This is a genomic window from Parabacteroides sp. D25 (assembly GCF_000307475.1).
In the GTDB taxonomy this organism is placed as follows: domain Bacteria; phylum Bacteroidota; class Bacteroidia; order Bacteroidales; family Tannerellaceae; genus Parabacteroides; species Parabacteroides distasonis.
Window position 1 is genome coordinate 608,566 of sequence record NZ_JH976502.1, and the last position, 17,645, is coordinate 626,210.

18 protein-coding genes are annotated in these 17,645 nt (G+C 44.8%); 10 read left to right on the top strand and 8 right to left on the bottom strand.

Annotated features, from left to right (window positions below; genetic code table 11):
* Window positions 1-21: 21 nt before the first annotated feature.
* Window positions 22-1,620 carry an aspartate:alanine exchanger family transporter gene (locus tag HMPREF0999_RS09500; RefSeq protein WP_008780166.1) on the bottom strand — a complete coding sequence of 533 codons (1,599 nt, stop codon included), beginning with the start codon at window positions 1,618-1,620 and terminating at the stop codon, window positions 22-24.
* 130 nt (window positions 1,621-1,750) lie between these two features.
* Here HMPREF0999_RS09500 and truA point away from each other — a divergent pair, with 130 nt between their 5' ends.
* The 3 genes from truA to HMPREF0999_RS09515 are packed head-to-tail and all read left to right on the top strand — an operon-like array spanning window position 1,751 to window position 4,050.
* The gene (gene truA, locus HMPREF0999_RS09505) at window positions 1,751-2,509 is read left to right on the top strand and encodes a tRNA pseudouridine(38-40) synthase TruA (protein WP_009275803.1); all 759 of its coding nucleotides are present in this window, start codon (window positions 1,751-1,753) and stop codon (window positions 2,507-2,509) included.
* A gap of 3 nt (window positions 2,510-2,512) precedes the next feature.
* On the top strand, window positions 2,513-3,409 hold the full coding sequence (locus HMPREF0999_RS09510) for a DMT family transporter (protein ID WP_005854727.1): 897 nt from the start codon (window positions 2,513-2,515) through the stop codon (window positions 3,407-3,409).
* Window positions 3,410-3,420: 11 nt separating this feature from the next.
* A complete protein-coding gene (locus tag HMPREF0999_RS09515) occupies window positions 3,421-4,050 on the top strand; it encodes a DUF3256 family protein (protein ID WP_008780168.1) in 630 nt (209 codons plus the stop codon).
* 119 nt (window positions 4,051-4,169) lie between these two features.
* On the opposite strand, the gene HMPREF0999_RS09520 is transcribed toward HMPREF0999_RS09515, so the two are convergent.
* From HMPREF0999_RS09520 to HMPREF0999_RS09540, 5 genes are all read right to left on the bottom strand, one after another.
* Entirely contained in the window at window positions 4,170-5,012 is an 843-nt protein-coding gene (locus HMPREF0999_RS09520; protein WP_008780169.1) for a PepSY-like domain-containing protein, read from the bottom strand.
* A gap of 49 nt (window positions 5,013-5,061) precedes the next feature.
* Window positions 5,062-5,505, bottom strand: coding sequence for a PepSY-like domain-containing protein (locus HMPREF0999_RS09525; RefSeq protein WP_005854734.1), 444 nt, complete (start codon window positions 5,503-5,505; stop codon window positions 5,062-5,064).
* 67 nt (window positions 5,506-5,572) lie between these two features.
* The gene (locus HMPREF0999_RS09530; protein WP_008780170.1) at window positions 5,573-6,844 is read right to left on the bottom strand and encodes a sensor histidine kinase; all 1,272 of its coding nucleotides are present in this window, start codon (window positions 6,842-6,844) and stop codon (window positions 5,573-5,575) included.
* 2 nt (window positions 6,845-6,846) lie between these two features.
* Complete coding sequence (locus tag HMPREF0999_RS09535; RefSeq protein WP_005854737.1) at window positions 6,847-7,527, bottom strand: response regulator transcription factor; 681 nt, start codon at window positions 7,525-7,527, stop codon at window positions 6,847-6,849.
* A 77-nt stretch (window positions 7,528-7,604) separates the two neighbouring features.
* Window positions 7,605-8,057 (bottom strand): PepSY-like domain-containing protein, encoded by a 453-nt coding sequence (locus HMPREF0999_RS09540; RefSeq protein ID WP_005854740.1) that lies wholly within the window; start codon window positions 8,055-8,057, stop codon window positions 7,605-7,607.
* A 69-nt stretch (window positions 8,058-8,126) separates the two neighbouring features.
* Between HMPREF0999_RS09540 and HMPREF0999_RS09545 the strand changes: the two genes are divergently transcribed.
* The 7 genes from HMPREF0999_RS09545 (at window position 8,127) to HMPREF0999_RS09575 (ending at window position 12,939) form a co-directional block, all read left to right on the top strand.
* Window positions 8,127-8,678, top strand: a complete 552-nt coding sequence (locus tag HMPREF0999_RS09545; protein ID WP_009275804.1) for an RNA polymerase sigma factor — start codon at window positions 8,127-8,129, stop codon at window positions 8,676-8,678.
* The gene (locus tag HMPREF0999_RS09550) at window positions 8,669-9,214 is read left to right on the top strand and encodes a hypothetical protein (protein WP_005864833.1); all 546 of its coding nucleotides are present in this window, start codon (window positions 8,669-8,671) and stop codon (window positions 9,212-9,214) included. Before HMPREF0999_RS09545 ends, HMPREF0999_RS09550 begins: the two co-directional genes overlap by 10 nt.
* Window positions 9,215-9,227: 13 nt before the next feature.
* Window positions 9,228-9,692: a hypothetical protein gene (locus HMPREF0999_RS09555; RefSeq protein ID WP_005854747.1), complete on the top strand. Its 465-nt coding sequence runs from the start codon at window positions 9,228-9,230 to the stop codon at window positions 9,690-9,692.
* 21 nt (window positions 9,693-9,713) lie between these two features.
* The gene (locus HMPREF0999_RS09560; RefSeq protein ID WP_005864838.1) at window positions 9,714-10,619 is read left to right on the top strand and encodes an outer membrane beta-barrel protein; all 906 of its coding nucleotides are present in this window, start codon (window positions 9,714-9,716) and stop codon (window positions 10,617-10,619) included.
* A gap of 218 nt (window positions 10,620-10,837) precedes the next feature.
* Window positions 10,838-11,308 carry a thioredoxin gene (trxA, locus tag HMPREF0999_RS09565; RefSeq protein WP_005854752.1) on the top strand — a complete coding sequence of 157 codons (471 nt, stop codon included), beginning with the start codon at window positions 10,838-10,840 and terminating at the stop codon, window positions 11,306-11,308.
* A gap of 119 nt (window positions 11,309-11,427) precedes the next feature.
* Window positions 11,428-12,264 (top strand): helix-turn-helix domain-containing protein, encoded by an 837-nt coding sequence (locus HMPREF0999_RS09570; protein ID WP_009275805.1) that lies wholly within the window; start codon window positions 11,428-11,430, stop codon window positions 12,262-12,264.
* A 93-nt stretch (window positions 12,265-12,357) separates the two neighbouring features.
* Complete coding sequence (locus HMPREF0999_RS09575; RefSeq protein ID WP_005854756.1) at window positions 12,358-12,939, top strand: DUF417 family protein; 582 nt, start codon at window positions 12,358-12,360, stop codon at window positions 12,937-12,939.
* Window positions 12,940-12,993: 54 nt separating this feature from the next.
* Here the strand turns inward: HMPREF0999_RS09575 and HMPREF0999_RS09580 are convergent, their stop codons facing one another.
* Complete coding sequence (locus tag HMPREF0999_RS09580; protein WP_005854758.1) at window positions 12,994-14,481, bottom strand: RagB/SusD family nutrient uptake outer membrane protein; 1,488 nt, start codon at window positions 14,479-14,481, stop codon at window positions 12,994-12,996.
* 33 nt (window positions 14,482-14,514) lie between these two features.
* Window positions 14,515-17,601 (bottom strand): SusC/RagA family TonB-linked outer membrane protein, encoded by a 3,087-nt coding sequence (locus HMPREF0999_RS09585; protein WP_008773400.1) that lies wholly within the window; start codon window positions 17,599-17,601, stop codon window positions 14,515-14,517.
* Window positions 17,602-17,645 lie beyond the last annotated feature (44 nt).

A 17,645-nucleotide genomic window follows, 5' to 3' on the forward strand; every position in this document is an offset into this window, starting at 1 on the left:
TGTTTTTCAATAAATAAAGATTTAGACAATCAAATTCGCTATCATCTGTATAAACAAGATCAGGAATACCATCGCTATCGGATAAACCGTCGCATAAGCCACGCTTGGGGCTGGGCTGTCTGTCATAGAATCTGCGGCGGCAAGTCCCGGGGTACTGGTCATACCACCGGCGATTGTTCCGACTAAATCGAGAATGTTGATCTTAAAGAAATAATATCCAGCTAATACGGCTATAATCATAGGGATCATTGTTATAGCGATACCGACTCCGAATAAAGTTAAACCGCTTGATTGGAAAGTGGAAACCAGATTTACACCGGCGGATGTCCCGACCTCGGAGAGGAATAGCAATAATCCCAATTGGCGAAGCAGGTTATTAGCGGAACCGGACATTGACCAGATGATCGGACCTGTTTTTCCGATGGCGCTTAATACCAAGGCAACCATAAGGATACCGCCGGTTAGTCCCGGAGAGAATGAGAAGGAATCCGAGAAGGATATATTTAATTTTCCAAACAATACGCCTAATACGATACCCATAGCGATCGGGAAAAAGTCTGTATCCGAAAGACGTTTCTCATCATTGCCAATGAATTGGGCGAGTTCATTTACGCTTTCTTTCTCGCCGGCGACCATCAACTTATCTCCAAACTTCAACACCAAATTAGGTTCCGGGGAAAGGTCGATTCCGCTTCGACGTACACGGGTTACCGTACAACCGAAAGTTCCTTGTAAATTTAAATGGCCTAGCGATTTATTGATAATGCTCTTATTGGTCAGTAACAGGGATTGCAAGGTCTGTCCGCCACTTAACGGCAGATCTCCCTCGATACGTTCTCCCAACAATAATGTCAGTTGCTCCAAGGCTTTGTCGTTACCTACGGCCTTCAGTAAATCTCCCTCGTTAAGCGTGGTATGGGGAGTTGGCATAGATATGACATTGTCGTGTTTTATACGGGAGACTACCGCTCCGGTCATGGCCCGTACCTGCAATTGTGCCAAACTCTTTCCGCAGATGTTTTTATTCGTGACTTTAAATGCGGCGGTATGTAATGTAGGATATTGGCTTTTCCGTTGGGCTTCCAGCGCTTTGGCCTCGGCTATCAAATCCTTGCGAAGCATTTTGGGCAATAGTTTCACGAAAAGGATCACGCCGATTACGCCGAACGGATAAGCGATGCCATAGGCGATGGATGCTGCGGATGATTGCGTGGAGTCGATCGCTACCGCCAAACCGGGCGTACTCGTCAATGCCCCGGCGATCAGACCGACGATACTCGGGGTATCGATATCCAAGATATACTTGAATAAGATTCCTGTCAAGCATGCCGAACCGACAATTAATAACGTCAGGATAATGAGTGTCTTGCCTTTGGAACGGAAGGAGTCGAAAAATCCGGGGCCCGCTTGGATACCAATGGTAAAGATGAATAACACCAACCCCATATTCCCTAATTCCTTGGGTATGATAACCCCAAAATGACCGAATAACAGGGCGATGAAAATAACTGCCGATACATCTAGCGAAAGACCTTTGATCTGTATCCGGCCTAGCATGAATCCAAGCGCTATGATCAGAAACAGGGCAAAATAAGAAGACTGAAGTAATGTTTCAAACATGTCAGATAGTTTTGAAGTGAAGCTGTTAAAGATGCAAAATTAAACTTTTTAGCCCATTCGGGCAACGGCTTGGCAGGATTTCTGTACCTTTGTGCCATATTTTAGAAAAGAGAAAGTAAAGAGCATAAGCGTGAGACGATATTTTATATATCTGGGATATAACGGAAAGAATTTTCGGGGCTGGCAGATCCAGCCGAATGGTATGACGGTGCAGCAATCTATAGAGGAGGCCTTGGCCATCTTGATGCGTACGCCCGTGCCTATTGTGGGGGCCGGCCGTACCGATGCCGGCGTACATGCCCACTTGATGATCGCACATTTTGATTGGGAGGAACCGATCGGGGATTTGGTATTCCTCGCGGAAAAATTGAATAGGCTCCTGCCCAAAGATATCGCCGTTTATAAGATCGTGCCGGTCGTACCGGAGGCGCATGCCCGCTTCGACGCTACCTCGCGAACCTATAAATATTATGTTACGACAAAGAAAGACCCGTTTAATCACGAGCTGGTTTATAAGCTTCCCGGTCGTTTGGATTTCGAGGCGATGAACGAGGCGTGTAAGGTCTTATTCGATTATATCGATTTTACGAGTTTCAGTAAGTTGCATACGGATGTAAAGACGAATAATTGCCATATCCAACATGCGGGTTGGACGCAAGAAGGGGATATTTGGGTGTTTACGATCCGTGCAGACCGTTTCCTTCGTAATATGGTGCGTGCGATCGTTGGTACTTTATTGGAAGTCGGAAGAGGACGTTTAACGATAGACGGCTTCCGAAACGTGATTGAGGCAAAGGATCGTTGCAAGGCCGGAACCTCCGTGCCGGGACACGCCCTGTTCTTGGTAGACGTCACGTACCCGGAAGAACTCTTTCCAGTGGAGGATTAAACCATGTGGTTAGCTCTAGCCTTCCTCTCCGCCTTCTTGTTAGGTTGTTACGAGGTCAATAAGAAAATGTCGTTAAATGGGAATGCCGTTATTCCCGTTTTATTCTTCAATACGCTCATAAGCAGTTTGATTTTCGTCCCGTTCATCTTGCTCTCTTTTTATACGGATTGCTTGGACGGGACGATGGTGTATGTACCCCGTGCCTCTTTGGAGGACCATCTGAAGGTATTGATAAAGGCGGTGATCGTCTTATCCTCTTGGATATCGGGGTATTTTGCCTTGAAACATTTGCCGCTGACGATAACCGGGCCGATCAAGGCCAGCCAGCCCGTGCTTACATTACTGGGTGCGATGCTTCTGTTCGGGGAACGGCTGAATCTATTTCAATGGGTCGGAGTCTTGCTTTCTATCGCTTCCTTTTATCTCCTTTCCTCATCGGGGAAGAAAGAGGGGATTCATTTTGCCCATAATAAATGGATCTTCTTCACGGTCCTGTCTATCTTGACCGGAGCGATGAGCGGATTGTATGATAAGCATTTGATGCGTAGTATGGATGTAATGACGGTACAAGTCTGGTTTAATGTCTATCAATGTGTTATCATGTCATTTATCCTGTTGTTTCTATGGTATCCGAACCGGAAAAAGAGCACGCCTTTCCAATGGCGATGGAATATCATCTTTATCTCCGTATTCTTATGCGTGGCGGATTGGGTGTACTTTTATGCCTTGACATTCCCGGATTCCATGATCTCGATCGTATCGATGGTACGTCGGAGTAACGTATTGGTGACATTCTTGGCGGGAGCCATCTTCTTCCATGAAAAAAACTTAAAGAACAAGGCGATCGACTTATTCCTTGTGTTGTTAGGAATGATATTCCTATATTTGGGGACAAAATAGAAAATTAGATAATGAGACGAGTTATAGTTACGTTGTTGATCTGTGTCTTTGCGTTGGGAATGAACGCACAAGATATGACAAGTGTGTTCACGGCAATGCCAGACCAATACATTCCTCAATTGGAGCACGCTTGGCGAAAGGATTTGGTGGATCTTTATACTTCAGGAAAAGAATCCCGGCTGAAAAATACGATGAATGGCTTTTCTACCTTGCAAAAGCTAACGAACGATTACCTTTTGCTACAGACTACGGAGCGTAGCACGGTAGAGATGAAATTACTTCCCTTGGTAAACAATACCTACGTGGTTTGTATGATCTCTACGGTAAACGGCCCGGTTCCGGATAGCCGTATCGAGTTTTTCACGACCAATTGGGAGCCTTTGGCAACATCCGATTTATTCACGCAGCCAACTTCCGATTGGTATATCAAGCAGGGAATAGATAAGAAAGACGAAGCCTATCAAGAGGCCGCCTCACATTTGGATATGGATTTAATTCAATATCGATTGAGTCCGGATGATCAGACTTTGACTGCCATTTATACGACTCCTCAATATCTGAGCCAAGAGGCTCGTGAGAAAATAGAGCCGTATCTCATTGAACCGAAAGTCTATACGTGGCAGAAATATCATTTTCAGTAATTCTTTCCTTATCCATCCACTCCGATATAGTTCAAGAGGTTTTTTTGCGGTACTACTGCACGGCGGTTGCGGCAATACTGCACGTGGGTTGCAGTAGTACTGCGATAAAGAGTCTTTTTTTAATGGGTAGGAGAGACTAAGATCCCTTCTTCATTAAAAAGAATTGTTATATCTCGGTCTCCTTGCTCCAGCTCGAACTCATAAGAGAGTCCTTCCGCTTTTTGAATGACATGGATATCATCGATTTGATAAGAGGCATATGCGGAGGCCTTGAATGCGGTCATCACGATATCGGGTACTTGGGAAGAGCGTATTTCCCACTCCGTATATAACCATTTGTTCTGGGTATCCAGCCAAACTTCCTTATGGATATTCTCATGAAGGATATCCACCTCGGTACCTTTTGTCTCCGTATCTATCTCAAGGATTGTCGCTCCCGGATACATCTCTGAAATGAGTTCCTTAATAGCGCTGGGGGTAACAGAGGGACGATGCTCGTTGTCGCCGTTACCATCGGTTACTTCCTTGATGAGAATACCACCTTCCGTATAATGTAGGTCTGCATCTTGCTCGCCATTTTCAACGTCGAGAACGTAAATGGTACCAGCGTCCGGACGTTCTAGCATATCTACATCGTCTATCTTCCATTTAGCGTATAGGCTTGCCTCGAAACTGTTTTTTACGGTTTGGGGCAAAGCGTTGTAAGGAAGATCGGTCTCTGTCAGCATCCAGTTGCCTTGCGGATCAAACCACGCTTCAGCCTCATATGAACCGGTGTAAAATTCTGCTTTGACATAGCCTGCCTCGTTCTCCCAACTGACACGTTGCGCATCCGGATATTTTGTGTCAAAGGCTTTTGTTACAATACTCTCAGGTGTGAATTTGTCATCATCGTCATCACATGACATGAATACGAATGAGCTGCAAACCAAAGTTGCCATTATGAATGCTTTTGTTTTCATACGATTGATTTTAATTAAAAATATATTAATACTTATCTTAGAGTGTCTATTAGTCATCGATATCAATCAAGTTCCCTTTTAAGTCGAATGTCATCTCAAGACCGTTATCTAGCTTTATCTCATAATCCCGTATCTCTTTTTCTATTTTAACAACCTTATTCGATGAATAGTTTTTCTTGATAAGGTCTTGTATTACCTCCGGAATGATCGCTGGCGGGATAGGGAGCCCATGCCGTTTAATCTCTTTCCATTCTCCTTTATGGTTAAACTCAACATTGGTCCCGTCCGTGAGGATCACGTCGTAACTGCTAATCCGGATCAGATTTTTCTCTATTTGGATATGCGATACTGGGATGTCTTTAAAATGATCCGATATGAATTGGCGGCTGGAAACCGGCAATATGTTGGTGTCACTCGTGATCTTATCGTTGCCGGCACAAGCCATGACAGATAATAATGATAAGACTATCAGTAAATAATTGATCCTTTTCATATGCCTTGTTTTTTATTATACCGCAAAGAAAAGGATGCATTTTGGAAAAAATTGGGAATTTCGGCCGTTAATAGAATAATAATGTGAATGTATGCATGCCATTTGCGTATTGGTAATCTATCCGGATCGAATATAGATCGACTATTGATTTGACAATGGCCAACCCAAGGCCCGTCGATTCTTGTTGTTTGCTTTGGCTGGCAAAACGGGCAAATAATAATTCCTTATCAAGGGTTTTGTCGATTCCCGTATTTGCGATTGTAAGCATACGACGAGAGATCGTGATTCCTATATCCCCTTTCTCGTAATTATGGACATAGGCGTTTTTAATGAGATTGGTGATTAACGTAGTGGCCAGCGATTCATTCATGGTGCATACCAAACTCTCTTTTTCTGAAACTCGTAAGTGGAGAGCTTTTCTTTCGTATATGTCATTAATTCCTTCTAATATCTTATGGATAAGATGATTTAGGCAAATATCCCGGGTCTCGGGGAATTGTTTGTTATCTATCCGAGAAAGTAATAGGAGGGATTTATTCAACCGGATGATGCCGTTCAACGCTTGATGCAAGCCAGCGATCTCTTTCAGTTGATCTTCTGTGCAATCTGGATGTTCGCTTAATAATTCTAATTTGTTCATGCATACGGCCAATGGAGTTTGTAACTCGTGGGCGGCATTCTCTACGAAATGTCTTTGTTTGTTGTATAGCTTGTCGCTCTGGTTGACGCTTTCTTGAACGGTCTCGTTTAATATCTTAAATTCCTCGATGGGTGTAGGGTTGTTTAATGGAGGATTATATTTGCCTACTTGAAAACTTTTCAGCCAGCTTAATAGCTTATATAAAGGCTTAAAGCTTCTTTTGAATCCTCGATGGATCACGAATAAGATGCAACTTATCAATGCGATATATAAGACGGCCATGCTCCAGATAATCGTCTCGATCATATCTTCTTGTTCTAAGGTGGATAACTCCAGCGTCAGTTCGTAGAATTTACGATCTTTTGTCATGAAATAAGTGCGTAAGGCACGAACCGGTTCGTATTCTTGCTCTATCTCTATGTATACCGTAGTATCGTAGAACTCGTCCTTATCTAGTTTCGCTTCGCTTTCCGGAACCTCACGAATGTAGTACCGGGTCATGATATCCACATGATCTTTCAGCAATGTGCTGTCCGCTAAGGCGGAGCGGATGATAATCTCTTTGTAGTTCTCAAGGCTGTCATTTGTCTCGTCTTCTACCTCATGTAGAATCATAAGGCAGAAAACACATCCCCAAGCGGCGAAAATGACCAATATGGGGACAAATAAATTGCGGAGGGTGTAATGGATTAGCTTCATATTTATTCCTCGTCGGTCATTTTGTAACCGAAGCCATAGACCGCCTTTATTTCGGGGATGGCTCCGGCGGCTTTTAATTTCTTTCGCAAGTTTTTTACTTGGCTATAGATGAAGTCGAAATTATCGGCTTGGTCTATATAATCTCCCCAGACGGACTCGGCTAAAGTAGCTTTGCTGATCAAACGGTTGGGGTTGGATATGAAATAGTAGAGCAGATCGAACTCCTTACGGTTCAATACGATCTCTTTCCCGTTTATATAGACGGAATGTTTATCGGGATATATCGTTAGGTTCGCTAAAGACAGTTGCAATTCCCCATCTTGTTGCTTGCGGCGGATAACGCTCTTGATGCGGGCGTTCAATTCCGCCAGATGGAAAGGCTTGGTCAGATAATCATCGGCCCCAAGATCTAATCCTGTAACTTTATCCTCGATAGAGTCTTTTGCGGAGATAATGATGATACTGTCTTTCTTGCGTAAGGCCCTTAATTCCTTCAAAAGGGTAAGGCCGCTACCTCCCGGAAGCATGATGTCCAATACGATACAATCGTAATCATAATCATTTATTTTAAGAGAAGCTTCCCGGAAAGAGGAAGCGCTCTCTACCACATATCGTTCTTTTTCAAGAGAACGAACGATAACTTCTCTCAGTGCGTTTTCATCTTCGACTACCAGAATTTTCATAGGCTAGCTTGTTAATCACACAAAGCTACTGAAATATTCTGATAAAAATCTGGAATAAGAAAAGATTCAGTATCGTTCTACTTCAATAATTGGGCCTCTGAGTTAAACGTGAGACGAACCTCATTGTTCTCATGCTCTAGTTTGAATACGTAAAATGTTCCCGAAGGCTTGTCTATTTGTGTCACCTCATCTATCTTATATTCATGATAAGCCGAATTTGTTAGGTTATCCATGATGTCTACGGGAACATCTTCGGCATGGATATCGAATTTCGTACTTAGCCACTCGTTATTTTTGCCGAGCAGAACCTCTTTCTTAACGCCTTTATCCTTGATGTCGACTTCTACACCTGCGGCATCTTTATCGTAATCGGTAATGGTCGCCCCCGGATATTTTATCTGGATCACCTTTTGAATCGCTTGAGAGACCGATTTGTCATCGAAACCTTGTTTCTTTTGTTGGCAACCTACGGTGAGGAATAAGCAGCAGCTCATGAATAAAATGGCTGTAAATGATACTTTTAGTTTCATAACGTTTAAGTTTTCTATTACAAACAAACGGGTGACAGGCAAAGTTTTTTCCAAATAAGTTAATTTTCCATGATATGTTTTTCTTCCTTTGTCGTCTTGATTATAGAAATGGAACTTGAGACGTTTAAAATAACCGTACTACCTCTCCGGCAGAAGATGTTGAATTTCTCCCGGAGACTGGTTGAGGACGCAGCCGATGCTGAGGATGTGGTGCAAGAGGCATTCATAAAGCTTTGGTATATCCGGGAAAAACTGGATGCCTACCATAGCGTGGAGGCGCTGGCTATGCAGGTTACGAAAAATCTCTCATTGGATAAGATAAAGTTGCGAAAGCCGCAGGGATCGGAGTTGGAGAGCATTACATTGATATCGGAAGCGGTAAGCCCGGACGAACAACTGGAGCAAAAGGATGCCGCCGAGTGCATACGGCGCTTGATCGCCCAGTTGCCCACTTTGCAGCAAACCATTATCCGGATGAAGGATATAGAAGGCTATGAGTTAGCCGAGATCGCGGAGATCACGGCTACACCGGTCGAGAATGTCCGGGTGAATCTCTCAAGGGCTCGGAAAAAGATACGGGAACAGTTTTTACAATTAAATAAACAAGAGAAATGGACATAGACGAGTTATTAAACCGATATTTTGAAGGAGAAACCTCTTCGGAAGAAGAGCGGGAACTTCGAGCCTTCTTTACTTCCGGGAATGTTCCGGACAGGTTGGCGGTCTATACGCCTATGTTTACCTATTTGGAGGAAGAGAGTCGGAAGGAACGACAGCCGGATGAGGCATTGATTCCGATTGATGAGGATATCCTTTTTATGCTGGATGCGGAAAAGGTGGAGGAAAAGAAGACATTTACTTTACGATCCGTGTTGTATTTGGTATCCGGTATCGCCGCCAGTTTCTTGCTGCTTTTGGGGCTTAACCATCTGTTGAATCCGGTAGATCCTTGTTTCTGCTCGGATAATTATGTCGTTATAAACGGTCGTTGTTATACGGATATTCATAAAGTTCGCTCCATGGCGCTGGAAGCTTTGCAGGAGGTGGCCACACCTGCGGATGAGTACTTTCCGGAAGCGGATCGTGATGAGGCCGACCGTATGATTATTGATAACCAATTGAACGAGCTTCGTTCTTTATTTGATGATAATGAATAAAAATACTGTAAATATGAGACGGTTCAAATACATGTTATGGTTGCTGGTGGCGGTATTTTGCTTAATGCCTTGTGGTGTCTCGGCTGCCGAGACACAGAAAGACTTGAAGATTCAGGAAGTCTTTCAACGATATGGTAAAAAACGTAATGTCACGATGGTGGAGTTGTCTAACGAGATGTTGGAAACGTATGGCATGACTCGTTATAAGAGTATTACGATCAAAGATGATCCGGAAGCCCTGCGGTTTACCCGCCAATGTCTGGAAGCGGACCAGAAAGGGGCCCGGAAGATCAAAGAGGTGACGGACGATGGAGGGGTAGTCTCCGCTTATTACCAGTTGAAGGGCGTAGAAGCAGATATCAACCGTTTTGTCCTTTTTAAGGTCAGCAAGAAAGGGGTAATAACCTTGGTGTACATTGAGGGAGATTTGGATAGTGATGATTTAATCACGCTATTATTTACGAAGAAAGATTTATAAACAAACAAAACAGATAGGAAGATGAAAAGAATACTTTTAGTCTTAATGGCTTGCTTCCCGGTAATCGGGTTGATGGCCGCTGAGGTTGAGCCTTTGGCTGGGGATACGATTATCACCCTTGAGAGAAAACGTATCGAGGTGAAAGATAATGGCGATCGCATGAAAGTCAGGGTGTATGAGGTAGACGAGGATGGTGATTCCGTGGACGACGAGTTGATCTTCGAAGGGCATTACCGGGACGGACAAAGCTATGAACGCCGTAAACACGTGAAGTCTATCAATATCCCTGTGCCTACTTGGGATAAGGACTTCAATCCGCATTGGGCCGGTTTTGGAATGGGCTTCGCGAACTTCGCGGATGGGAGTTTACATGTAAATGATGTAGACGGAGTCTCCCTTCGTAGTGGAAACTCATTGGAATATAATTTGAATGTATTGGAAAAAGCGTTCCCGTTCTCTCGGTATCGTTGGGCGGTGGTGATCGGTGCCGGTATGCGTTGGAGCCGTTACCGGATAGATACGAATGAGTATTTCAAGGAGATAGACGGTGTTACGGCTTTGCGTCCGGCTCCTGAGGGTGTTACGTTGAAAGCGAGTAAGTTGAATATCACGAGTCTGACCATTCCGTTGTTATTGGAATGGCAACCTAAAAAGCGTTCGAGTGAATTCTTCTTGTCTGCGGGTGTAGTCGGTGTGATCAAGACTTGTTCTTCCTCGAAGATCGTATATAATGACGCTTCCGGTAAAAAGCACAAAGAGAAAATGGATTCCGGTATGAATATCCGTCCGGTAACTATGGATTTCTTATTTCAAGCCGGTTGGGATTGGATCGGTCTTTACGCCAAGTACTCACCGATCGACCTCTTTGAAAATGGGAAAGGTCCGAAGGTGCATCCGGTTTCTATCGGCTTGCAGTTGCATTTGTAGATCGTTGAGTTTTTGCGAGATAAAGAACGTACGATATGCCGGATCTTGTTAGCAAGGTTCGGCATTTATCTTGAAAAAACTTATTTTATACTTTTTTGATGGGGATCGGGAAGTATTGCAAACTTATCCGGCGATATGGCCATTTCTTAATCGTGGAAATAAGATGAACTTTGCAATATAAATAGAAGACAAAGTAATAAATAAAAAGGAGGTTCAAGATGGGTTTTATTAAGGTAGGTGCCGTATTGTTCGCAAGTCTTTTGGTAGGAATGGCGAACGCTAGTAATGGAAATAAGAATAATAACAATAAAACAGAAAATAAAATGACAGTAACAGAATTAACACAAGAAGATTTCGTAAAGAAAGTGTATGACTTTGAGACAAACCCGAACGCTTGGAAGTTCGAGGGTGATAAACCTGCGGTTATCGATTTCTATGCCACTTGGTGTGGCCCTTGTAAGATGATGTCTCCTATCTTGGATGAGATCAGCAAAGAGTACGAGGGTAAAATCAACGTATATAAGGTGAATGTCGATAAAGAGGCGGATTTAGCGAGTGTTTTCGGTATCCGTAGTATTCCTTCTTTATTGTTTGTACCGATGAAGAAAGAACCGAGTATGGTTCAAGGGGCTATGCCGAAGAATGAGTTGAAGAAATTGGTAGATGATATTTTATTAGAGTCGAAATAACTCGTATAGTGTGTTTTGGGGATTAGTGACGCGGAAGTTTGCTGGGAATAAAGTGAACTTCCACTTTTTGTTTATATAATATTGTTATCTTTATCCGTCTTAAAATCCGGAAGAAATCTATGGAATATATTTTTAATACTCGCTTAAGAGGTAATATAGCGTTGACCGATTCGTATCACACGAACCTTGCTTTGCAGAAAGATAATACGCTTTACAAGTTTATTTGGGTACAAAGCGGTTCGTTGCAACTGGAGATCGATCACGTACCGACTACCTTAGTGAAAGGTGAGATTATTCCCTTGACTCCTTTGCACCATATCGAGTTCAAGGCGATCAATGGCGAGTACTTGACCCTTCTGTTTAACAGTAACTTCTATTGTATTTTCGGACATGACAATGAGGTGTCGTGTAATGGTTTTCTTTTTAACGGGACTTCCAATGTGATGCAATTGAAATTGAGCGAATCCCAAGTTGCCTCTTTGCGCGATATCACCGACAGCCTAACGAGTGAGTACGCCATAAAGGATAATTTGCAAGAGGAGATGCTGCGTATCTTACTGAAACGTTTCATTATTTTGTGCACCCGGATCGCACGTGAGAAGTTTTCGGTAAGCCCGGAACGGGAAAAGGCGTTCGATATGGTTCGCCAGTTCTATGTATTGGTAGATAACCATTTTAAGGAAAAGAAGATGGTCCAAGATTATGCGGATATGCTGCATCGCTCCCCAAAAACCTTATCCAATCTTTTTACGACTTGCGGATTACCTTCCCCGTTGCGGATCATTCATGAACGAATTGAGGCTGAGGCCAAACGATTGCTATTATATAGCCAGAAGAGTGCGAAGGAAATCACGGAGATCTTGGGCTTCGAGGATCAAGCCACATTCAGCCGTTTTTTCAAGAAAATGACGGGAGAAAGCGTCTCTGAGTACCGGAAAAGAGAGAAACAGGAATAATTGCTAACTCATCCGGTAAAATCGCCATTTACGGGATAGGTGTTTCTACCGATCTTCGCGGTATAAGTTCAATATTATAAAACAAATAATAAGATGAAAAAGTTGAATGATCTGTTTTACTCGTTTTTGCAAGTGGCGGCCTCTACTCAAAAGCTAGGTATTAATTTGATCCGTATATCGATCTTGATCATATTTGTGTGGATCGGCGGTTTGAAGTTCTGGAATTATGAAGCGGAAGGCATCGTTCCGTTTGTGGCGAACAGCCCTTTCATGAGTTTCTTCTATACGAAAAGCGCTCCCGAATATAAGACGTATAAATTAAAAGAGGGTGAGTTCGATCAAGCGAAGCATGAGTGGCATCAAGAGAATAACACGTATGGCTTCTCTCGTGGCTTGGGAATCTTGATCATGGCGATCGGTATCTTGACTTTCCTCGGCATTTTCTCGCCGAAGATCGGTTTGGTAGGAGCGGGGTTGGCTATAATCATGACGTTCGGGACGTTGTCCTTCTTGGTCACGACTCCGGAGGTCTGGGTACCTAATCTCGGCAGCGGGGAATTTGGTTTCCCGTTATTATCGGGGGCCGGGCGATTGGTGATAAAAGATACGGCGATACTGGCCGGTGCGATCGTGGTGCTGTCGGATTCGGCGCAACGGATCTTGAAAAAGAAATAAGCGAAACAAGAAAAAGGGGAATGGTTTTAATGCCATTCCCCTTTTTCTTGTTGGTTACCGTTTATTCTGTACGATATTCGGGTTTGCGTCGATCTCGCTTTGCGGAATCGGGAGTGCTACCCGGGGATCGGAAGCGTTGATCACCTGTGCGTCGGTAGGTAATTGCGGTAAATGCCAACCGCCCTTGCGGATTACCGGAATATTGTTACGCATGTAATCAAAGAACGCATGTCCTTCGCCAACCAATTCTTTGCGGCGTTCTTTAAGGATTCTCTCTAGGGAAAGCTCGGAGTCGCTAACGGATTTATTGGGGTTGGCTCGGCTTACGATTTGATTCAGGTAGCCTAACGCCTCGCTACGTTTTCCTAGCTTGAAAGCCGCCTCGGCCGCATTTAAGTATATCTCGGACAGACGGATGATGCATAGGTCATTGTCTTGCGGATTGCCGGTCAATACATCTCCTGTTTTTCCGGGATACTTCGTCAGATATTTAGGATGTCCGGTCGAACCGGTTGGAAGGATATCCTCGTCCGGTTTTTGAGGTAAGCGGCATAAGGCATGGCGAACATCATCCGGGTCTTCACCCAGTAAATCCAAGAAATCTTTCGTCAAGACCAAATTGTTCCAATCTTTCACGTTATCGGCATATACCATGGGAGCGCCTTCTCCGCCACTACCGCCGGAAGGCTCGGTAAGCGTAAAGTAGAACTCGAACAGGGATTCGGAATTGAAGTCTTTTCCCCATACGGAGGTATACTCATCGTGCGTGAACAAGGTATAAAGATCTCCGTTATTGATTACTTCTTGAGCGTATTTAAGGGCGTTCTCGTTATCGTTCATATATAAATAGATACGAGATAGAAGTGCTTTCACGCTCCATACATTTTGGTGACCGTCGAATTTGGTTGTAACAAGGTTGGGTAAGGCTTCGGTCAGGTCTTTGATCACTTGGTTGTAGCATTCGGCTACCGTGTTGCGAGACGGTTGGTGAGTCGGCAACTCCGTCTTGATCTCGATGGGAACACCCAAGGACGCCCCATTATCCAGTGTATAAGGCATGCCAAAGAGACGGGTTAAATCGAATAAGGCCAAGCCACGCATAGCCAACGCCTCTGCTTTTATACGGGCGATTTCTTGCGTGTCGGAGGTTTGGACGCTACCGTTGTCTATTTTCTCGATTAAGCTGTTCGCTTGATGAATCACGATATAGGGTTGGTTCCATACTCTCGTGATATTAAAAGCGTCGTCGGCGGCTACGTTGAACAGATAGTACGGAGATACACGTCTGCCGGGACCTTTGTCAATACGAGCTTGTACGTCTTCGCCACGGCAGTCGGCATAATAGAGGTAGTTGTCTCCATAATAACTATGCTCGGATGCTATGCGATAGATTCCATTTAATGCGGTTTTAGCGTCTTCCAGTGACTGAATAGCGTTATCGCTGGTCACGGAAGTGGAGGGATCCAGATCCAGCCAATCTCCGGAGCAAGCCGTGAATAAGAAAGGAAGAGCGCTTACGATATATTTAATTGACCATTTCATTGTATTTCTTTTTTATCGAATGAATTGTTGTGTTTAGAAATTAACTTCCACGCCGAAACTAAAGGTGCGCATGGGCGGTGTCTCACAGAATACCTCGCCGGATACGGGCACTTCCGGATCATATTGCTTCCATTTCGCCCAAGTCAGCAAGTTGCTGCCGGAGAAATAGACACGGACTTTATCCAGCAAGACTTTATCGGTCCAGTTATGAGGCAGGGTAAACCCGAACGTCAGGTTCTTTAACCGCAAGTGATCCGTACTATGTACGAAGCGAGAGGAACCACCGCTCACTTTGTCGGAGCGTCCCAATACGAAACGGGGAATGTCGGTGATATCACCGGGCTTTTGCCAACGGTCTAACTCATAGATGGGCAGGTTGCGGTTTCCTTCGCTGGCTCCGTCTGTCTCGATATACGTACCGGTCTTGTCGAAAGAATAGCCGCCCAATGAATAAGAGAGCGTAAAGGCCAAGTCGAACCATTTATAAGAAAGGATATTGGTAAGGCCGCCGGATATCTTCGGATCTACTTGTTTATAAGGAACCGCTTGCGCCTCATTGACATCTTGGGTCAAGGTGCGGTCTAGATTGCCGTTCTCGTCTTCCGTATTTTTATAATACAGCGCATTTCCGCTCGAGGGATCTACCCCGGCGAATTCCTTTACATAGAATGTATTGAATGGCAATCCTATTTTCCGGATAAACCAACTACTTTCCACCACTTGATCGAGATTACCATCAAGGGCCACGATCTTATTCTTGTTATGTGTCAAGTTCAATACCGTAGTCCAATTAAAATCTGCGTTTGAGATATTCAAGGAACGAACCTCCAGCTCGACACCTTTATTGTTTAACTGCCCCAGATTACCCAGATAGTTCAGGAATCCGGTCGTGGCGCTGATCGGACGGTTGTAAAGCAAATCCTTGGTGTCACGATTGTAATACTCGAGCGTTACGAAGATGCGATCGATAAACGCGAGGTCTAGTCCGAGGTTCATATTATAGTTCTTCTCCCATTTTAGATTGGGATTAGCTTGTGTGCTTTCATACGAACCGGGGTTATCCATATAGTTCTTTCCGTAACTATATAAACCCATATAACCGTAATAAGATCCCGGCTGATTACCGTTCACGCCATAAGAGGCACGGATCTTGACATCGCTCAACACCGGCTTTACGGCTTTCATGAAATCCTCGGCTCCCAGATGCCACATGCCTGAGACCGACCAGAAATTACCCCAGCGATGCTCCGGCGCCAATCGGGAACTACCATCCCGACGGAAACTTCCGGCGATATAATACCGGTTGTCGTAATCGTAATTCAAGCGGGTTAGATAAGAAAGCAACCGATAATCCTGTGTAGAGGATACGAAACTGTTTATAACGGCGGCATTGTCCGGTTCGAATAATTGGTCGGACGGCATCTTGCTTTTCTCACCGGCGGCTTTATCCGTCTGGAAACTTTCCGCCTCATAAGCGGCTAGTACATCCAGATGATGTTTGTTGGCGAATGTCCTCACGTAGTTCAACGAGGTAGAAGAGATCAATTTCCCGTATTCGATAAAACCTTTGGACGATTGGGCATCGCTACCGCTCTTGGGACCCGCCCCGCTTAATGCGTTGAAATAGCGGGCATCCTTTTGGATGCTATAATCATAGCTGAGTACTTCCTTTAATTTAAGTCCTTTGATAATCTCTACCGCACCGTGCGCCGTACCGAAGATACGGGTCATACGAACCCGGTTATAGTCGGTACGCATATCCCGCAAAGGATTTACGTTCGTTCCGGGATAGGTATTGGCGTAGGAACCATCCTCGTTAAATACTGGGTAGGAGGGAGGAGTGGCTACTGCCATGCAATAGAAAGGATTGATACTGGATGTACGTTCCTCGTTCATCTCTTGATTCACTTGCGAGAACATGAGGTTCGCTCCGGCCTCGCCTCGTTTGCCGATCTTTTGTTGTACGTTAAAGCGTCCGGAGTATCGTTCCATCGATGAGTTCTCCACCAGACCCTCTTGTTTTTGATAACCCAAGGAGCTGTAGACCGTCGTGTTCTCGGAGCCACCGGAAACGGAAGCCTCATAATTTTGATGTACGGCCTGTCTCATCAACACGTCTTTCCAATCGGTATAGCCTAAAGCGGGAACAGAGGTGTATGCCCCGATATTGGCGTTGGCGTACTCTTCCGGAGTCTGGGTGAAAGATGCGGGATCTTTGGCGATCTGGTCTTGCGCGTAATTAACCAAGCCTTCATAAAGTAGTTCCCGGCGTTGCTCTCCGTTGAGGGTCGGGCGGAAGTCTACCGCCGCGTCCGAGAATCCTGCGCTAGCGTTCAACGTGACCCGGGTACGTCCTTTCGATCCTTGTTTGGTCGTGATCAAGATAACACCGTTGGCCGCACGGGAACCGTAAAGGGAGGCGGCGGCGGCATCCTTGATAACCGTGATATTCTCGATATCGGAGGGATTGATCGTACTCATGATGTTGGTCTTGGCATTGTTCATGTAGGAGGCCTCCGATCCGCTTCCGGTACTTAGGTTTCCCGAGGTGACGGGAACTCCGTCTATCACAAACAAAGGTTCGTTCGATGCGTTGAACGAGCCCATACCACGGATACGGATGGATGCGTTCGCTCCCGGTTGCCCGGAGCTTCCCGTGATATTGACACCGGAGGTCATGCCTTGTAGTTTTTGTTCTATGGAAACCACCGGCATCTCTTTCAGTAGGTCAGCCCGTAAAGTGTTGGCGGAACCGGTAAAGGAAGAACGTGAGAAGTTACCGTAACCGGTTACCACGACCTCATCGAGGTTCATCGCCTCCGGTTGTAAAGCCACGTTTAAGATACCGCTTTTCGGGATAGGTACTTGGGTCTGCTTCATGCCGATGTAATCGACAATAATGAATTTGGCGTCAGGATCAACTTCCAGCGTGAAATGCCCGTCAAGATCGGTCTCTGCTCCCGACAGGCTCCCTTTTACGATAACGGTCGCTCCTATCAGAGGCTCCTTGTCCTCTTGGGAAATCACCGTTCCTTCGATCTGTCTTTTTTGTGCATACGCTACCCCGGGCAATAGAAGTAGACATAGGAATAGTATGCCCCATGTTTTTACATTTCTCATCTCTTTTTGTTTAAAACGTCTTATTAATACCTATACTAACTAAA